Here is a 17,408-nt window from a genome sequence, read left to right on the forward strand (position 1 = left end):
TGCTGACCAACAAAGGCCCTACACCATGTCCAATTCCCTGCTAGTCCGCCGCGCCGCCGTGCTGGGTGCCGGCGTCATGGGTGCCCAGATCGCCGCCCACCTCACCAATGCCGGCGTCGACACCGTGCTGTTCGACCTGCCTGCCAAGGAAGGTCCGGCCGATGGCATCGTGCTGAAGTCGATCGCCAACCTCGGCAAGCTGAGCCCGGCGCCGCTGGCCAGCAAGTCGCTGGCCGAAGCCATCACCCCGGCCAACTACGAGACCGGCCTGGAACAGCTGAAGGACTGCGACCTGATCATCGAGGCCATCGCCGAGCGCATGGACTGGAAGCAGGACCTGTACAAGAAGATCGCCCCGTTCGTGGCCGACCACGCCGTGCTGGCCTCCAACACCTCGGGCCTGGGCATCAACAAGCTGGCCGACGTGCTGCCCGAACAGCTGCGCCACCGCTTCTGCGGCGTGCATTTCTTCAACCCGCCGCGCTACATGCACCTGGCCGAGCTGATCCCGGCCACCACCACCGACGCCAGCGTGCTGGAAGGCCTGGAAGCGTTCCTGGTCACCACCCTGGGCAAGGGCGTCGTGTACGCCAAGGACACCCCGAACTTCATCGGCAACCGCATCGGCGTGTTCTCGATCCTGTCCACCATCCACCACACCCAGGAATTCGGCCTGGGCTTCGACGAAGTGGACGGCCTGACCGGCCCGCTGGTCGGCCGCCCGAAGTCGGCGACCTACCGCACCTCCGACGTGGTCGGCCTGGACACCATGGCCCACGTCATCAAGACCATGGGCGATACCCTGCCCAACGACCCGTGGCATGAATTCTTCAAGTCGCCGAAGTGGCTGGACGCGCTGATCGCCAAGGGCGCACTGGGCCAGAAAACCGGCGCCGGCATCTTCCGCAAGGTCGGCAAGGACATCGTGGTGCTGGACCTGGAAAAGCAGGACTACCGTCCGGCCGACCGCGCCGCCGCACCGGAAGTGGTCGAGATCCTGAAGGTCAAGAACCCGGCCGAGAAGTTCGCCAAGCTGCGCGAGAGCCAGCACCCGCAGGCGCAGTTCCTGTGGGCGACCTTCCGCGACCTGTTCCACTACAGCGCCTACCACCTGGCCGACATCGCCGAGACCGCGCGCGACGTCGATCTGGCCATCCGCTGGGGCTACGGCTGGTCGCTGGGCCCGTTCGAAACCTGGCAGGCTGCCGGCTGGAAGCAGGTCGCGCAGTGGATTGCCGATGACATCGTGGCCGGCAAGAGCATGAGCAACGCCCCGCTGCCGGATTGGGTATTTGACGGCCGTGACGGCGTGCATGCCGCCGAGGGCAGCTACAGCCCGTCGCGCAACGCCAAGCTGCCGCGTTCGTCGCTGCCGGTGTACCAGCGCCAGCGCTTCCCCGATCCGCTGCTGGGTGAGAAGTTCGCGCCGGGCGAGACCGTGTTCGAGAACGACGGCCTGCGCATGTGGCACGACGGCGATGGCATCGCCGTGGTCAGCTTCAAGACCAAGATGAACACCGTGTCCGACCACGTGCTGGATGGCCTGCAGGAATGCGTCACCCGCGCCGAGAAGGACTTCCAGGGCCTGGTGATCTGGCAGCAGAAGGAGCCCTTCTCCGCCGGTGCCGATCTGGCCGGCGCGCTCGGCCTGCTGCAGGCCGGCAAGGTCGACCAGTTCGAAGCGATGGTGCACAACTTCCAGCGCACCAGCCAGCGCATCAAGTACTCGCTGGTGCCGGTGGTGGCTGCGGTGCGTGGCCTGGCCCTGGGTGGCGGCTGCGAGTTCCAGATGCACAGCGCCAAGACCGTGGCCTTCCTGGAAAGCTACATTGGTCTGGTCGAAGCCGGCGTCGGCCTGCTGCCGGCAGGCGGCGGCCTGAAGGAGCTGGCCGTGCGTGCCTCGCAGGCCGCTGGCCCGGGCGGTGACGTGTTCGCCGAACTGAAGAAGACCTTCGAGACCGTGGCGATGGCCAAGGTGTCCAACTCGGCGGTCAACGCCCAGGAACTGGGCCTGCTGCGCAGCACCGACAAGGTGGTGTTCAACAGCTACGAGGCCCTGTACATCGCCAAGGCCGAAGCACGCGCCCTGGCCGAAGCGGGCTACCGTCCGCCGCTGCCGGCACGCCGCATCCAGGTGGCCGGTGACGTCGGCATCGCGACCTTCAAGATGATGCTGGTCAACATGCTGGAAGGCCGCTTCATCAGCCCGTACGACTACGAGATCGCCGAGCGCATCGCCACCGTGCTGTGCGGCGGCAAGGTCGACCGCGGCACCCTGGTCGACGAAGAGTGGCTGCTGACCCTGGAGCGCAAGCACTTCGTCGAACTGGCCCAGCAGGAAAAGACCCAGGCCCGCATCGCGCACATGCTCAAGACCGGCAAGCCGCTGCGCAACTGATTGATGGCGGGTGCCGGCCCCAGGTCGGCACCACCCCCTGCTTCTGGTAGGTGCCCACCTTGGTGGGCACACCGGTACAAAACTTCGAGAGATCACTGCAATGACCAAGCAAATCCAGGACGCCTACATCGTCGCCGCCACCCGTACCCCGGTTGGCAAGGCGCCCAAGGGCATGTTCCGCAACACCCGCCCCGACGACATGCTCGCCCACGTGCTGCGCAGCGTCGTGGCGCAGGCGCCGGGCGTGGACGTCAACCGCATCGATGACGCGATCATCGGCTGCGCGATGCCCGAAGCCGAGCAGGGCATGAACGTGGCCCGCATCGGCGTGCTGCTGGCCGGCCTGCCGAACACCATCGCCGCGCAGACCGTGAACCGCTTCTGCTCCTCCGGCCTGCAGGCCGTGGCGCAGGCGGCCGACGCGATCCGCCTTGGCAACGCCGACCTGATGCTGGCCGGCGGCACCGAATCGATGTCGATGGTGCCGATGATGGGCAACAAGATCGCGATGGCCCCGAGCGTGTTCGACAACGACCACGTCGCCATCGCCTACGGCATGGGCATCACCGCCGAGAAGGTCGCTGAAGAGTGGAAGGTCTCACGCGAAGAACAGGACGCGTTCGCCCTGGCCTCGCACCAGAAGGCCATGGCCGCCATCCAGAATGGCGACTTCAAGGATGAGATCAGCCCGTACGAGATCGTCTCGCACCAGCCCGACCTCGCCGACGGCAAGCGCATCATCACCCGCAACAAGGTGGCCGACACCGACGAAGGCCCGCGTCCGGATTCCTCCGCTGAAGGCCTGGCCAAGCTGCGCCCGGTGTTCCGCAACGGCCAGTTCGGCGGCACCGTCACTGCCGGCAACTCCTCGCAGATGAGCGATGGTGCCGGTGCGGTATTGCTGGCGTCGGAACAGGCGATCAAGGATTACGGCCTGACCCCGCTTGCCCGTTTCGTCAGCTTCTCGGTGGCCGGCGTGCGCCCGGAAGTGATGGGCATCGGCCCGATCGCCGCGATTCCGAAGGCACTGAAGCAGGCCGGCCTGACCCAGGACCAGCTGGACTGGATCGAGCTCAACGAAGCCTTCGCCGCGCAGTCGCTGGCCGTGATCCGTGACTGCGGCCTGGACCCGAGCAAGGTCAACCCGCTGGGCGGCGCGATTGCGCTGGGCCATCCGCTGGGTGCGACCGGCGCGATCCGTACCGCGACCCTGCTGCACGGCCTGCGCCGTCGCCAGCAGAAGTACGGCATGGTGACGATGTGCATCGGCACCGGCATGGGTGCGGCGGGCATTTTCGAGGCGCTGTAAGGTTCAAGGCGTTGCCGGCGGACCTGTCGGTTTGCGGAAGGCCCGGGCGGGTGAGGCTGCCCGGGACACGCCGTAAACCCGTCCCTGGGGGCTTGGCAGCGGCTTGCTCGTGTGCGCTGTCCTGCGCACACGGCAAGACCGGGGTTGGGCGTCCTGCCCAACCCGCCCGAGGTGCACCTCGGGCCCATGCCGCTGACAGTCCCGGCCAGCCTCACCCACCCGCGCCACCCAACATTCCGCGCGGCGGAGGGGTGAGCAAAGGTAGTAGATCCACGCCATGCGTGGATGCTTTCGGCCTTGGGGTCAGAGCCCTTTGCTGCGCAAAGGGATCCGACCCCAACCCACGAAAAAAGGCAGCCAATGGCTGCCTTTTTGCTCTTGCTTCTGCCTTTGATTCCGCCCTGCCCGTCCGCGCCCGCAGGAAACTGTCGAGAGGCGTGGGCAGGCCGCTGCAGGACCGTTGGCGCCATGGATGGCGCCATCGAGCCCCCAAGGATGGGTTTACGGCGTGTCCTGCAGCGGCCTGCCTGCGCCTCCCCCAGCTATGCAGGAAGGCGCTGCCGGAGCGCTCGAAAAACCCTTACTCCGCCAGCATCGCCGCCAGCTTCTCCCGCGCCGGCCCGGCCAGCTTCGGGTTGTCCAGCGCAAAGCGGATCGTCGCCTCGACCAGCCCCAGATGGGTGCCGCAGTCGAAACGGGTGCCCTCGAAACGATAGGCATCGACCTCGTCGGTCTTCAGCAGTTCGGCGATCGCATCGGTCAGCTGGATCTCGCCACCGGCACCGGTCCGGGTCTGCTCAAGCAGCTCGAAGATCTTCGGGCTCAACACGTAGCGCCCCACCACAGCCAGATCACTCGGCGCGTCTTCCGGCTTGGGCTTCTCCACGATCTGCGAGATACGCCCCTTGCGGCCATCGAACGCCTCGGTAGCAACGATGCCGTAGCTGGCCGTCTGGTCGTGTGGCACGTCTTCCACGGCGATCACGCTGGCGCCGCTGGCTTCGTTGAGGTCGGCCATCTGCTTCAGTGCACCCGCGCCGCGGTTCCAGATCAGATCATCTGGCAACAGCACGGCGAACGGCTCGTCACCGATGACCGCCTTGGCGCACAGCACCGCATGGCCCAGGCCCAGAGCCTCGGCCTGGGTGACGAAGATCGCGCGCACGCCTTCCGGCAGCACATGGCGGATCAATTCGAGCTGTTCGTGCTTGCCCGCGCGCTCGAGCTTCTGCTCCAGTTCGTAGGCCTTGTCGAAATAGTCGGCGACGGCGTGCTTGTAACGGTTGGTGATGAACACCAGGGTGTCACAGCCTGCTTCGATCGCCTCATCCACGGCGTACTGGATCAGCGGCCGATCGATGATCGGCAGCATCTCCTTCGGCACCGTCTTGGTCGCCGGAAGAAAACGCGTGCCCAGACCCGCTACCGGGAATACCGCCTTGCGAATGCGCTTGCTCATTGGTGCCTGTTGGCCTCACGTGCCGGAAAGGGCACAACCTTAGCGGATGAAATGTAAGCATCCTGTTCGATTGGCGAGAATTCCGGCATGGTCGCAAACAGGATTTCCTGGATCGTATCGATGTCGTACCGGGCAATGGCCTCGCGCAGCTTCGGCACGTTGCCCAGCACGATGTCCCGCGAGAACGAACGGACGCCGGCCTCGAGGATCTTCGGGTGCGCGGTCGGCCGGTAGTCCTCGTCGGAATAGAACAGCGTCTCGTGCAGCTTCTCGCCCTGGCGCAGGCCGGTATAGATGATCGGAATTTCCTTGTAGGGCTGCTTGCCCGCCAGGCGGATCATCTGTTCGGCCAGCACCCGGATCGGCACAGGCTCGCCCATGTCCAAGGTGTAGATCGCGCCGTGCGACGCCGACGCGGCCGCCTGCAGGATCAGCTGGCACGCCTCGGGAATCGTCATGAAATAGCGGCTGACCTCCGGATCGGTCACCGTGACCGGCCCGCCCTTGAGGATCTGCTCGCGGAACAACGGCACCACGCTGCCGGCCGACGCCAGCACGTTGCCGAAGCGCACGGTCACGAAACGGGTGTGTGTGGACTTCTGGTCCAGGCTCTGGCAGATCATCTCCGCATAGCGCTTGCTGGCGCCCAGCGCATTGACCGGGTCCACCGCCTTGTCGGTCGAAATGAACACAAAGTGCTCGACGCGCGCTTCCAGACAGGCGCGGGCCACGTTCTCGGTGGCCAGGATGTTGTTGCGCACGGCTTCGCGCAGCTGACGCTCCAGCACCGGCACATGCTTGTAGGCAGCCGCATGGAAAGCGGTGTCCACCGGGTGCAGCGACAACGCATGGCGGATCACTGCGGGATCGCCACAGTCACCGAGCACGGCTTCGATCTCGACATCGGGGAAGCTGCGGCGCAGCTCGCCTTCGATGGTCAACAGCAGCAGTTCGCTGATCTCCAGCAGCACGATACGACCCGCACCGTGGCGCGCACACTGGCGGCACAACTCGGATCCGATCGAGCCACCGGCGCCGGTCACCATCACCGTGCGCCCGCCCAACCAGCCGCGGATGAGGTTCCAGTCCGGCATGATCGGCTTGCGCCCGAGCAGATCTTCGATCGCCACTTCCTTCAACTGGCCCGGCAGCGACTGTCCCTGCAGGATGTCGCTGAGCTTGGGCACGGTCCGGAACGGAATGCCAGTGCTCTCGCAGATGGCCACCACGCGCTGCATGCCGACGGCATCCAGCGAGGGCATGGCAATCACCAGCAGCTTGGCCGCGGTCTCGCGGGCCACCGCCGGTGCGTCGTCCAGCGTGCCCAGGATCGGCAGGCTCTGCAGCTTGGCGCCACGCAGGTGCGGTGCATCATCAAGCAGGCCGACCGGCTCGAAATTGCCGGATCGGCGCAGGTCGCGCACCAGGGTTTCAGCAGCCTGGCCGGCGCCGAGAATCAGCACCCGGCGCGCGGTCGAATCGGACTGCAGCGACTGGTAGTCCTTCCACGCGCGGTACAACAGGCGCGGCGCGCCCAGCAGTGCCGACAGCGCGAACGGATAGATCACCAGCACCGACATCGGCACGCCGTTGAAGCGCTTCCAGGCCAGCACCAGAACAATGGCGATCAGGCCGATGAAGCTGGCCTTGAAGATGTTCAGCAGGTCGCTGACGCTGGCAAAACGCCACAGGCCGCGATAGAGGCCGATACGCCAGAACACCAGGCCCTGCAGCGCCAGCACCAGCGTGGTATCCACGTTCCACAGCGGCAATGCGGGAGCGTCGGCGAGGATCGAGTAGCGACCCGCATGCAACAGCTGCCAACAGGCCCATACCATGAACAAGTCGTGGCAGACGATGGCCGTACGCGGCATCAGGCCGAGGATTCTGTCCCGCCAGGGTGAAGACATAGATCGAGTAATTCCTTATCGGTGGCGCAATCCATTGCGCAGGAGTAGCCACAGCAGGGTCAGCGCGACAAACCACGCGACCGCTACGACAGCCTCCCACCTCGGCTGCAAATTGGTGCAGATATTGAACACTGTAATACTGAACAGGCCCAAAACAAAGTACATCCCTGTCACCAGAGCGTGGCTGGCTCCTGCCTGGACCGCGCGCTGGTAGACATGCTGGGTGTGGGGTTCCATCCAGCGTTGCCCGGAAAGCATGCGCGCCAACAGCGTGAAGCCCGCGTCCACAAGGAAGGCGGACAACGGCAGCAGCAGCAGGATCCAGTTGATGTCGGTGTGCACTGCAGCGACGGCCAGCACCACCGCCACGGCATAACCCAGCGCGCCACTGCCGACATCACCCATGAAGATCCGCGCCTGCGGGAAATTGAATGGCAGAAAACCCAGGCAGGCCAGGCCAAGCACGATGGCCACCAGCGAATAGGGCCAGGGCAGCACCGTCGCGAAGCCCAGCGCAACGATGACCGCCTGACTGCTGGCGATCCCGTTGATCCCATCCATGAAGTTCCAGATGTTGATCAGCGAGGCGGTGAAGAACAGCACCAACAGGCTCAACAACCAGCCGCCGCCGTGCATCTTGACCAGCCCCGCCAGCAGGGCGGCGGCGAGGAAATGCACCAGCAACCGGCGCATGGCTGGCAGCGGTCGATGGTCATCCCACCAGCCGATGCCGGCGACCAGCAACAGGCCGAGACCGGCGACAGCGAGGCTGAGCGCAGCGCCCGGCCAGACGCAAGCGGCCACGGCCGCAGCAACCAGCAGACTGATCACGATGGCGATGCCGCCACCACGCGGGGTGGCGACACTGTGGCTGCGGCGCTCGCCGGGCTGGTCCAGCAACTGCCTGCGCAGGGCATACACGCGCGCCGCCCAGGTCAACGCCGCGCTGAGCAGGGCCACGCCCAGCAACGCGGCCATCACGAGCCAGGGCATGATCAGAGCACCGCGTAATTCAGCAGCGGCTTGACCGTACCCCACTCCTTGCAGCTCGGGCATTGCCAGTGATGGGTGCGCGCGCCAAATCCGCAGCGGGTACAGCGGTAGGCAGGATTGCGCACCAGCAACTGGTCGGTGATGTGCTTGAGGTCGTGCAGGGTGGCAGTGGAATCTGCGCCCTCGGCCAGGGTGAGGTCGATCAGTGCCGATTCGCCACGCACCGACGGGCGATCCTTCAGCTGGCGGCCGAGGTAGGCACGGGCAGGCGCGACACCTTCCTGCTCTTCCATCAGGCGGGTCAGGGCCAGTACCGGGGCGATACCGCGGTAGTGCTCGGTCATCTCGGACAGGAAGGCGCGCGCGCCGCCCAGGTCGCCGACCTTGCGGTAATTCTCCATCAGTGCCGGCAGCACTTCCGGCAGGTATTCCGGATCGTTGCGGGCAGCACGCTCGAAGGCGCGCACGGCGGCCTCGGCATTGCCTGCATCGGTTTCCAGGCGACCCTCGATGATGCCGGCACGGACCGACATGGCATCGGCCTGGTAGGCGCGGGCGATGGCCGCCCTCGCCTCTTCCAGCTTGCCCGCACCACGGAAGCGCTCGGCGAGCTCGCATTCGAACTGTCCGATCAGCTTGCCCATCGGCTCGCCGGTGACATCTTCGAAGCGGGTAGCGTTGTCGATCGCCTTTTCCCAGTCGCGCTCGGCCTGGTAGATGCCGATCAGGTGCTTGAGTGCCTGCGGTGCGCGCTGATCCAGCTGCGCCAGTTCGGTGAACACGGTTTCGGCACGGTCCAGCAGGCCGGACTTCATATAGTCCTCGCCCAGTGCCAGCAGCGCCTGCACGCGCTGCGCGTCGCTCAGGTCCTGGCGGTTGACCAGCCCCTGGTGCAGACGGATCGCGCGATCCACTTCACCACGGCGACGGAACAGATGACCCAACGCGACCTGGGTCTCGAAGGTTTCCTTGTCCAGCTCGGCGATGTGCAGGAACAGTTCGATGGCCTTGTCCGGCTGCTCGTTGAGCAGGTAGTTCAGGCCACGGAAATAGGTGCTGGACAGGTGGCTGACCTGGTTGTCACCGTGGCGTTGACCACCGCGGCGTCCGATCACCCAGCCGGCCAGAGCCGCCAACGGAAGACAGAGGAAGAACCAGAACCACTCGGAAACGAATTCCATCTTCGATCAACGTCCATCAAAAGATTGGGAGGGGGCCACCGGCGTCGACGGTGCAACCGCCGACTTGTTGGCACGGCGCAGCTGGCTGTAGAGCGGAATGACCACGCTTACAAGCACCAGGCCAGCGCCGACCACGACACCGATCAGCAGGGCGGCAATCAGCGCCACGCCGACGGACGTGTTCAATTGGGTAAACAGCAGGTTGATCGACATGGCCGTCATGTTGACCGCACCGATGATCAGACCAAGGATCAGAACCGCCAGCAGGACCAGCAGACGAAAAACTTTCATGCGACAGCTCCATTGGCAGGAGGCCGTAGCTTATCCGACTCGTGGTGGGATTCGCACGAAGTCGCGCGACGGATGGCTCAGGCCGGATCTGCGTCCAGCGGCAGCACACTGCTGACCCGCTCGCGCAATTCCTTGCCTGGCTTGAAATGAGGGACATGCTTGCCCGGCAGGGCAACCGATTCGCCGGTCTTCGGGTTCCGACCCAGGCGCGGCGGACGGTAGTGCAGCGAAAAGCTGCCGAAGCCGCGGATCTCGATGCGATCGCCGGCCGACAGTGAGCCCCCCATCATTTCCAGCAATGACTTGACCGCCAGATCGACATCATCGGCCTTCAGGTGCGCCTGCCGGCGCGCAAGGATTTCGATCAGTTCGGATTTGGTCATTACCGGCTCACATCAGGGGCATCTCAGCCTGAAACGGCCCGGGCAGTGCCCGGGCCGTCCAGGAAACAACGAACAGCGTAAGGCCGATATTACTCGGACTTGTTGCCGTTCAGCTGTGCACGCAGCAGCGCGCCCAGCTGGGTGGTGCCGCTGGAAGCCGAAGAGGACTGGTATTCCTCCAGCACTTCGCGCATTTCCGCGTCGTCCTTGGCCTTGATCGACAGCTGCAGGGTACGACCCTTGCGATCCATGCCCACGAACTTGGCTTCAACCTTGTCGCCGACCTTCAGGTGCTGGGTCGCGTCGTCGACACGCTCGTTGGCGATGTCGCGAGCTGCAACATAGCCTTCGATGCCGTCGGACAGCTCGATGATCGCGCCCTTGGCGTCGACTTCCTTCACCACGCCTTCGACCTTGGAGCCCTTCGGATTGGTCGCCATGTACTGGCCGAACGGATCCTGCTCCAGCTGCTTGACGCCCAGCGAAATGCGCTCGCGCTCCGGATCGACGGCCAGGACGACTGCGTCCAGGTTGTCGCCCTTCTTGAAGTTGCGAACGATGTCTTCGCCAGTGGTCGCCCAGCTGATGTCGGACAGGTGAACCAGGCCGTCGATGCCGCCGTCCAGGCCGATGAAGATGCCGAAGTCGGTGATCGACTTGATCTGGCCCGACACCTTGTCACCCTTCTTGTGGGTGGCAGCGAAGGTTTCCCACGGATTGGCGGCAACCTGCTTCATGCCCAGCGAGATGCGGCGACGCTCCTCGTCGACGTCCAGGACCATGACTTCAACTTCGTCACCGACCTGCACAACCTTGGACGGGTTGACGTTCTTGTTGGTCCAATCCATCTCGGAAACGTGCACCAGACCTTCGACGCCCGGCTCGATTTCGACGAATGCGCCGTAATCGGTGACGTTGGAGACCTTGCCGAACACGCGGCTGTTGGCCGGGTAACGACGGGCGATGTTATCCCACGGATCTTCGCCCAGCTGCTTCAGGCCCAGCGAAACGCGGTTGCGCTCGCGGTCGAACTTCAGCACGCGCACGTCCAGCTCGTCGCCGACGTTCACGACTTCGGACGGATGGCGCACGCGCTTCCATGCCATGTCGGTGATGTGCAGCAGGCCGTCGATACCGCCCAGGTCCACGAATGCGCCGTAATCGGTCAGGTTCTTGACGACACCCTTCAGGATCGCGCCTTCCTGCAGCTTGTCCATCAGCTGCTCGCGCTCTTCCGAGTGCTCGCTTTCGACGACAGCGCGGCGCGAGACCACGACGTTGTTGCGCTTGCGGTCAAGCTTGATGAGCTTGAATTCCAGCTCCTTGCCTTCCAGGTAGGCCGGATCGCGCACGGGGCGCACATCGACCAGGGAACCCGGCAGGAAGGCGCGGACATCCTTGATGTCCACGGTGAAACCACCCTTGACCTTGCCGCTGATGCGACCGGTGATGGTTTCGTTCTTTTCCAACGCTTCTTCCAGCTCGTCCCACACCATCGCGCGCTTGGCCTTCTCGCGCGACAGGACGGTTTCACCGAAGCCGTTCTCGATCGAGTCGAGGGCGACCTTGACGATGTCGCCTTCGGCAACATCGATTTCGCCAGCGTCGTTACGGAACTGTTCGATCGGCACGATGCCTTCCGACTTCAGCCCGGCGTTGATCACCACGACGTCGCCGCGGACTTCAACAACGGTACCGCTGACGATGGCGCCCGGCTTCAGCTTGGCCAGGTTGGCCTGGCTGGCTTCAAACAGTTCGGCAAATGATTCGGTCATTAGATTTACTCTGTTGGACACATGGGTCGGTTGGCTTCCCTTCAGGGAATGGCTACCGCCCGCCTGTTGGTCGACCCCGGAAATGCAGGTCGTGTGTGGAAGTAGGAAAACCGCCACGCATCATTGCGCGACGGAGCTTTTACAGCACTGCAGATGCGCGACCTCCACCGATGCTGCTGGCAGAGCTCCCGCGCGAACGGATCAGGCAGCCGGAACCGGAAGCAGATCCATCACTCTGGCAACGACATCTTCGATGCCGATGCCTGTGGTGTCGATGAGGACAGCATCGTCTGCCGGCTTCAGGGGCGCCACGGTACGCTGAGCATCACGGGCGTCGCGGGCCATGATCTCGCGCAGGAGGTCTTCAAAGTTAACAGAAACCCCCTTGTCTTTCAACTGCTTATGCCGGCGCTCGGCGCGCTCCTCGGCACTGGCGGTCAGGAAGACCTTGTAGGGGGCGTCCGGGAAGATCACCGTACCCATGTCGCGGCCGTCGGCGACCAGTCCCGGCTCCATCCTGAATGCGCGCTGGCGCTCCTTCAGGGCGGCCCGGACCTCGGGGATGGCGGCAATCGCCGACGCCAGCGCCCCAGTGGTCTCCAGCCGCAGCTCGTCGGTGGCGTCGGTGCCATTGACCAGGACCCGCATGGCATCGCCCTGCTCGACGAACTGGACATGCGTATCAAAGGTGCAGCGCACCAGCGCGGAGGCATCGGAGGTGTCGATGTCGGCCCAGCTGGCCGCTACGCCGACCGCGCGGTACAGAGCGCCCGAATCCAGGTAGTGCCAGCCTAACCGGCGCGCCACGATGCGGCTGATGGTACCCTTGCCGGCCCCTGACGGGCCGTCGATGGTCAGGACGGGAACGAGTGGATTCATGGGGGTCCTTGCGCGTGTGAAGGGGGCATTCTAGCCCCTGCCAGACACCCCGCAACGGGCCTTTTGTGCAACCACTTGAAACCATGGGGAAAAGCCCGGTAGAATGGCGGGCTTGAACGAGCGTCCACTGCCGATTGTCTTTCGCATATCGCGGCCACGCTCCACCCGAACAACTACTGTTTACGCCGAGGTATGCCATGAAAGTTCTGTCCTCCCTGAAGTCGGCGAAGGCCCGTCACCGTGACTGCAAGGTCGTGCGTCGTCGTGGCAAGATCTTCGTCATCTGCAAGTCGAACCCGCGTTTCAAGGCGCGTCAGCGCTAAGCCCAACGGTCCTTGTGACCGCGGCTGGCCCCACGCGGGGCCGACCCGATGCAAAAAGCCGCCTTCGGGCGGTTTTTTGTTTATGCGGTTTTTTCCTGCCGTTTTTGCTGTAATCGCTGTTCTTGACCACTGGGGAGTAGATCGAGATGACGCGTTACCTGTGCACCCTGGCCGTACTGGCCACCCTGGCTGCCGCCACTCCGGCGATGGCCGATACCCTGCTTGTCGACCGCGCCCGCGAAAAGCCGGCCGGCGCCCTGCCCGTCCGCGGCCAGAGCATGCAGCAGGTGCAGTCCCAGTTCGGCGCGCCGGCAGAGCAGCTGCAGCCGCGCGGCGGGCAGAAACGGCAATGGCCGACCATCCACCGCTGGGTGTACCCGCAGTTCACCGTCTACTTCGAGAAGCAGAAGGTGATCGACGTGGTGGCAAACCAGGCGGATCCGAACGAAATCGGCCCCAAGCCGCCGATCCGTTGACCCCCATGCCCGCCACCGGCGGGCGCGTGTAGCGAGACCATGAACCAGACCCTTCGTTTTCCTGCCGAATGGGAAGCCCAGAGCGGCGTCCTGATTGCCTGGCCCACCGCCGACACCGACTGGGCCGACCGCCTGGGCCAGGTGGAAGAGACCTACATCGCCCTGGTTGCAGCGATCACCCGCTTCCAGCCGGTGCTGATCTGCGTGGCCGACGATGACGTGGAGACCTACGCCGAAATGCGGTTGCGCTCCAACCGCATCGACATGGACAAGGTCCACTTCACCACCGCCGCCTACGACGACACGTGGCTGCGTGATTCGGGCCCGATCACCCTGCGCCGTGCCGACGGCAGCTTCCAGCTGCTGGACTTCCGCTTCACCGGCTGGGGCGGCAAGTTCGACGCCACCCTGGATGACCAGCTGGTCGGCGCGCTCGACCAGGCCGGCGTGTTCAACGACGCGACGGTGCGCAGCATTCCGTTCGCGCTGGAGGGCGGCGGCATCGAGACCGATGGCGAAGGCACCCTGCTGACCACCTGGAAGTGCCTGCACGAGCGCCATCCCGACCGTGACCGCGACAGCCTGAGCGCCGACCTGGCCGACTGGCTGCAGCAGGAACGCGTGCTGTGGCTGGATCATGGCTATCTGGAAGGCGACGACACCGACGCCCATATCGACACCCTCGCCCGCTTCGCCTCGGCCGACAGCATCGTCTACCAGGCCTGCGACGACGCCAGCGATTCGCACTACGCCGAGCTGCAGGCGATGGGCGCCGAGCTGGCCGCAATGCGCACGGCTGACGGAAAGCCGTACCGCCTGTTCCCGTTGCCGTGGGCAAAGCCGGTGATCGATGAAGGCCGCCGCCTGGCTGCTTCGTATGCCAATTACCTGATCGTCAACGGCGCGGTGCTGATGCCGGCCTATGGCGACCCGGCCGACGACCTGGCCCGCGAGGTGCTGGCACAGGCCCACCCGGGCCGCGAGATCGTGCAGGTGCCCTGCCGCTCGCTGATCTGGCAGAACGGCAGCCTGCACTGCATCACCATGCAGCTGCCGGCTGGGCTGTTGAAGGCATAAACCACGGTAGTGCCGGCCGCTGGCCGGCAACCAAGGCGATGCCTGATGGATTGACGGAGTTGCCGGCTACGGCCGGCACCTCCCTTCAACCATTCAGCAGCCAACACGCTGTTGTGGCGCATCCGCGTTAACATGCGGGTTTTCCCCCGCAGGATCGCCCCGCATGAACTCGCGCAGCCCCCTTACCGTCGCCCTGATCCAGGAGCGCAACCACGGTGATGCCGCCGCCAACCTGGCGGTGATCGAAGCGCGTGTTGCCGACGCCGCGGCACAGGGCGCGAAGCTGGTGCTGCTGCAGGAACTTCACAACGGTCCCTACTTCTGCCAGCACGAATCGGTCGATGAATTCGACCTGGCCGAGCCGATTCCGGGCCCGAGCACCGAGCGCCTGGGCGCGCTGGCAAAGAAGCACGGCGTGGTGCTGGTCGGCTCGCTGTTCGAGCGCCGCGCTGCCGGTCTGTACCACAACACTGCCGTGGTCTTCGAGAAGGACGGCACCTTGCTGGGCAAGTACCGCAAGATGCACATTCCGGATGACCCGGGCTTCTACGAAAAGTTCTATTTCACCCCGGGCGATATCGGGTTCAAGCCGATCGACACCTCGGTCGGCCGCCTCGGCGTGCTGGTGTGCTGGGACCAGTGGTACCCGGAAGCGGCGCGCTTGATGGCGCTGGCCGGTGCTGAGCTGCTGCTCTACCCCACCGCGATCGGCTGGGACCCGGATGATGTGCAGGACGAGAAGACCCGCCAGCGCGATGCCTGGGTACTGAGCCACCGTGGCCATGCCGTAGCCAATGGCGTGCCGGTGCTCAGCTGCAACCGCGTCGGCCACGAGGCCTCGCCGCTGGGCGCCTCGGGCATCCAGTTCTGGGGCAACAGCCACGTGCTGGGCCCGCAGGGCGAGTTCCTGGCCGAAGCCGGCACCGACGCGACCATCCTGATGTGCGAGGTCGACCTGCAGCGCAGCGAACACGTGCGCCGCATCTGGCCGTTCCTGCGCGATCGTCGCATCGACGCCTACGGCGACCTGCTCAAGCGCTACATCGACTGACCCGGAGCCCGCGCATGGCCGTACTCATCCGTGATGCCGGCCCTGCCGACATCGCTGCGATCACCGCGATCTACGCGGTGGAAGTGACCGACTTCGTCAACACCTACGAGTACGAGATTCCCGACCAGGCCGAGATGCTGCGCCGCATGCGTGACATCATCGACCGCGGCTTCCCCTACCTGGTGGCCGAGGTCGACGGCCAGGTGGCCGGCTATGCGTATGCCAACACCTACCGTACGCGCATCGCGTACCAGTGGACCGTTGAGAACTCGGTCTATGTCGATGCCCGCTTCCAGGGCCGTGGCGTCGGCAAGGGCCTGCTGCAGGCGCTGATCGATACCTGCACCGCACACGGCTTCCGACAGATGATCGCGGTGATCGGTGAACCGACCAATACCGCTTCCATCAAGCTGCACGAACGCTTCGGGTTCGAACTGGTGGGCGTGTTCCGTGGCCTCGGCCGCAAGCACGGCCGCTGGCTGGACACCGTACAGATGCAGCGCGCGCTCGGCGATGGCGCCGATTCCGCTCCTTCCAATGAATGATTCCATGACCGAAACCCTTCCCGAAACCGGCGACGATCTGTTCGCCGGCCAGCCAGTGCGCGTCGTCGAGCGCGATGGCGTGCGCTACACCCTGCTGGGCACTGCCCACGTCTCCCATGCCAGCGTCGAGGCGGTGGAGAAAGCCATCGATAGCGGACGATTCGATGCGGTGGCCGTCGAGCTGGACCCGCAGCGCTTGCAGGCGCTGAGCGACCCGGACACGCTGGCCAAACTGGACCTGGTGGAAGTGATCCGCAAGGGCCGCGTCGCGTTGTTCGCGGCCAACCTCGCGTTGTCGGCCTACCAGCGCCGACTGGCCGAACAGCTCGGCATCGAGCCAGGCGCGGAACTGAAGCGTGCGGTGGACCTGGCGCGCGAGCGCAACCTGCCGGTGCACCTGATCGACCGCGAAGTCGGCCTGACATTCCGCCGTGCTTCGCAGCGACTGGGCTTCTTCGGCAAGCTGAAGCTGGTCGCCGGGCTTGGCGCCGGCCTGTTCTCGTCCGAGGATGTCGGCGAAGACGAGATCGAGAAGCTGAAGCAGGGCGACATGCTGGAATCGAGCTTCGGCGAGTTCGCCAGCGAGAACCCGGCGTTGTACGAAACGATCATCGGCGAGCGCGACCGCTACATGGCCACGCGCCTGCGTGAAGCGCATGATCCGCAGCAGCGCGAAGTGCTGGCGGTGGTCGGCGCCGGCCATCTGGCCGGCCTGGCGCGTTACCTGGAAACCGATACCGAGGCGCCTGCGCCGTTGCGCGAGCAACTGGAAGCGGTGCCGAAGAAGCGCAACATCCCGTGGTTCACCCTGGCGATCCTCGCCATCGTGGCCACCGGCATCGGTGTTGGCTTCTATCGTGGTGGACTGGGCGTGGGCACCGAGCTGCTGGCGACCTGGGCGATGTATACCGGCGGCCTGGCTGGCCTGGGCTGCCTGGTGGCCGGCAGCCACCCGCTGAGCATCCTCACCGCGATTGTGGTGGCTCCGTTCAAGCCGTTCCGCCTGAGCATCCCCACCGGCGCATTCGCGGCATTGGTGGAAGCGCGCCTGCGCAAGCCGACCTACGAGGATTTCCTCAAGCTGCGTGACGATGCACAGTCGTTGAAGGGTTGGTACCGCAATCGCGTGACCCGCGTGGTGCTGACCTTCATGCTGACCAACCTGGGCAGCATGCTGGGCCTGTGGCTGACTGCAGGCAAGGTGTGGAGCAAGGTGGCGAGCTGATCGGGCTGCCCCGCCGGGCATGGCCCGGCGCTACCGGTAGGCACGTCATTTACACCCACGGCGATGGTAGAGCCGGGCCATGCCCGGCAAAAAAAAGGGGAGACCGCCCCACTACGACCGGTCTCCCCCCACC

The 17,408-nt window shown here is 65.1% G+C and carries 16 protein-coding genes; 8 read left to right on the forward strand and 8 right to left on the reverse strand.

The annotated features are described in order from the left end of the window. Positions 1-25 precede the first annotated feature (25 nt). Together AC1DKR_RS10995 and AC1DKR_RS11000 are read left to right on the forward strand one after the other, a co-directional pair. On the forward strand, positions 26-2,398 hold the full coding sequence (locus AC1DKR_RS10995; RefSeq protein WP_478032849.1) for a 3-hydroxyacyl-CoA dehydrogenase/enoyl-CoA hydratase family protein: 2,373 nt from the start codon (positions 26-28) through the stop codon (positions 2,396-2,398). Between the two features lie 100 nt (positions 2,399-2,498). Beyond that, positions 2,499-3,707, forward strand: coding sequence for an acetyl-CoA C-acyltransferase (locus tag AC1DKR_RS11000; protein ID WP_025875015.1), 1,209 nt, complete (start codon positions 2,499-2,501; stop codon positions 3,705-3,707). 580 nt (positions 3,708-4,287) lie between these two features. Here AC1DKR_RS11000 and galU read toward each other — a convergent pair. The 8 genes from galU to cmk all read right to left on the reverse strand — a co-directional run bounded on the left by galU (position 4,288) and on the right by cmk (position 12,578). Further along, positions 4,288-5,166 carry a UTP--glucose-1-phosphate uridylyltransferase GalU gene (gene galU, locus AC1DKR_RS11005; protein WP_312108067.1) on the reverse strand — a complete coding sequence of 293 codons (879 nt, stop codon included), beginning with the start codon at positions 5,164-5,166 and terminating at the stop codon, positions 4,288-4,290. Beyond that, positions 5,163-7,076, reverse strand: a complete 1,914-nt coding sequence (locus tag AC1DKR_RS11010) for a polysaccharide biosynthesis protein (protein ID WP_478032852.1) — start codon at positions 7,074-7,076, stop codon at positions 5,163-5,165. Before AC1DKR_RS11010 ends, galU begins: the two co-directional genes overlap by 4 nt. 15 nt (positions 7,077-7,091) lie before the next feature. Next, complete coding sequence (locus AC1DKR_RS11015) at positions 7,092-8,069, reverse strand: MraY family glycosyltransferase (protein WP_223497237.1); 978 nt, start codon at positions 8,067-8,069, stop codon at positions 7,092-7,094. 2 nt (positions 8,070-8,071) lie between these two features. Further along, the gene (lapB, locus tag AC1DKR_RS11020; RefSeq protein WP_032977571.1) at positions 8,072-9,250 is read right to left on the reverse strand and encodes a lipopolysaccharide assembly protein LapB; all 1,179 of its coding nucleotides are present in this window, start codon (positions 9,248-9,250) and stop codon (positions 8,072-8,074) included. A 6-nt stretch (positions 9,251-9,256) separates the two neighbouring features. Beyond that, complete coding sequence (locus AC1DKR_RS11025) at positions 9,257-9,541, reverse strand: lipopolysaccharide assembly protein LapA domain-containing protein (protein WP_478032854.1); 285 nt, start codon at positions 9,539-9,541, stop codon at positions 9,257-9,259. A 77-nt stretch (positions 9,542-9,618) separates the two neighbouring features. Continuing rightward, complete coding sequence (locus AC1DKR_RS11030; RefSeq protein ID WP_005409286.1) at positions 9,619-9,924, reverse strand: integration host factor subunit beta; 306 nt, start codon at positions 9,922-9,924, stop codon at positions 9,619-9,621. An 89-nt stretch (positions 9,925-10,013) separates the two neighbouring features. Beyond that, positions 10,014-11,699, reverse strand: coding sequence for a 30S ribosomal protein S1 (gene rpsA, locus AC1DKR_RS11035; protein WP_025875032.1), 1,686 nt, complete (start codon positions 11,697-11,699; stop codon positions 10,014-10,016). A 201-nt stretch (positions 11,700-11,900) separates the two neighbouring features. Beyond that, complete coding sequence (gene cmk, locus AC1DKR_RS11040; RefSeq protein WP_032977572.1) at positions 11,901-12,578, reverse strand: (d)CMP kinase; 678 nt, start codon at positions 12,576-12,578, stop codon at positions 11,901-11,903. A gap of 197 nt (positions 12,579-12,775) precedes the next feature. Between cmk and ykgO the strand changes: the two genes are divergently transcribed. The 6 genes from ykgO to AC1DKR_RS11070 all read left to right on the forward strand — a co-directional run bounded on the left by ykgO (position 12,776) and on the right by AC1DKR_RS11070 (position 17,275). Beyond that, a complete protein-coding gene (gene ykgO, locus AC1DKR_RS11045; RefSeq protein ID WP_005409283.1) occupies positions 12,776-12,901 on the forward strand; it encodes a type B 50S ribosomal protein L36 in 126 nt (41 codons plus the stop codon). 146 nt (positions 12,902-13,047) lie between these two features. Then, a complete protein-coding gene (locus AC1DKR_RS11050) occupies positions 13,048-13,377 on the forward strand; it encodes a hypothetical protein (RefSeq protein ID WP_025875042.1) in 330 nt (109 codons plus the stop codon). Between the two features lie 39 nt (positions 13,378-13,416). Continuing rightward, the gene (locus AC1DKR_RS11055) at positions 13,417-14,454 is read left to right on the forward strand and encodes an agmatine deiminase family protein (RefSeq protein WP_478032856.1); all 1,038 of its coding nucleotides are present in this window, start codon (positions 13,417-13,419) and stop codon (positions 14,452-14,454) included. A gap of 163 nt (positions 14,455-14,617) precedes the next feature. Further along, the gene (locus AC1DKR_RS11060) at positions 14,618-15,505 is read left to right on the forward strand and encodes a carbon-nitrogen hydrolase (protein WP_025875046.1); all 888 of its coding nucleotides are present in this window, start codon (positions 14,618-14,620) and stop codon (positions 15,503-15,505) included. 14 nt (positions 15,506-15,519) lie between these two features. Then, the gene (locus tag AC1DKR_RS11065) at positions 15,520-16,050 is read left to right on the forward strand and encodes a GNAT family N-acetyltransferase (protein WP_312108244.1); all 531 of its coding nucleotides are present in this window, start codon (positions 15,520-15,522) and stop codon (positions 16,048-16,050) included. Between the two features lie 4 nt (positions 16,051-16,054). Next, a complete protein-coding gene (locus AC1DKR_RS11070) occupies positions 16,055-17,275 on the forward strand; it encodes a TraB/GumN family protein (protein ID WP_025875050.1) in 1,221 nt (406 codons plus the stop codon). Positions 17,276-17,408: the final 133 nt, after the last annotated feature.

The sequence above is a fragment of the Stenotrophomonas sp. 01N47 genome, assembly GCF_056399165.1.